The organism is Kitasatospora sp. MBT66, from assembly GCF_000710405.2.
Lineage (GTDB): Bacteria > Actinomycetota > Actinomycetes > Streptomycetales > Streptomycetaceae > Kitasatospora > Kitasatospora purpeofusca.
The window spans coordinates 1,279,334-1,280,397 of the sequence record NZ_JAIY01000010.1 but is presented as its reverse complement, the minus strand read 5'-3'; the positions used below and the strand labels follow the sequence as shown (position 1 = coordinate 1,280,397).

The 1,064-nt window shown below is 77.9% G+C and carries 1 protein-coding gene; it reads left to right on the top strand.

Going from position 1 to position 1,064, the window contains the following annotated elements:
- On the top strand, positions 1-1,064 hold a 1,064-nt coding region (locus BI06_RS30210), incomplete at both ends, for an amino acid adenylation domain-containing protein (RefSeq protein WP_149030523.1).

Here is a 1,064-nt window from a genome sequence, read left to right as displayed (position 1 = left end):
CCTCGCCGCCGCCCTCCGGGCCCGGGGCGTGCGCCGCGGCGACAAGGTCGGCGTCCACCTCGCCCGCACCCTGGACCTGCCGGTCGCGCTGCTCGCCGTCTGGCGGGCCGGCGCCGCGTACGTCCCGCTGGACCCGGCCTACCCGGCCGAGCGGATCTCCTTCATGGCCGCCGACGCCGGCCTCGCCGCCGTGGTCAGCGCCGAGGCGGCCCCGCCCGTCCCGGCCGGCGTCCCGGTGCTCCGCCCCGACGCGGCGTCCGAGGCCACGGCGGCCGACGCCGACGATTTCGTCCCGGACCCGCTGGACTCCGCCTACGTCATCTACACCTCCGGTTCCACCGGCCGCCCCAAGGGCGTCGAGGTGCCGCACGGCGCCGTCGCCGACCTCGCGGCCGGCCTGGAGCAGGCCGGCGCCTACCGGCCCGAGCCGTCCGTCGTCGCCTGGAACGCCAGCGTCTCCTTCGACGCCTCCGTCCAGCAGTGGATCCGGATCTGCCGCGGCGACACCCTGGTGGTCGTCGACGACGCCCGGCGCGCCGACCCGGCCCGGCTGGCCGCGCTGCTCGCCGAGCACGCCGTCACCGACCTCGACCTGACGCCCTCGCACTGGCAGCTGCTCCGCGAGCAGCTGACCGGCGCCGCCGTGCCGCGCCTGTTCATGGGCGGCGAGCCCGTCCCCGAGCGCACCTGGCGCGAACTCGCGGACGGCGGCATCGACGCCTTCAACCTGTACGGGCCGACCGAGTGCACGGTCGACGCGATCACCGCCCCGATCACCGGCCCCGGCCCGCACCTGGGCGAGCCGCTGGCAGGCGTGCGGGTGCACCTGCTGGACGAGCGGCTGCGGCCGGTCACCGGCGCCGGCGAGGTCGGCGAGCTGTACCTCGCCGGGCCCGGTCTCGCGCACGGCTACGCCGGACAGCCGGGGCTGACCGCCGGCCGCTTCGTCGCCGACCCGTTCGCGACCGCGCCCGGCGCCCGGATGTACCGCACCGGCGACCAGGCCCGCCGCTCCGCCGAGGGCCTGCTGGAGTACGTCGGCCGGGTCGACCGCCAGGTCAAGC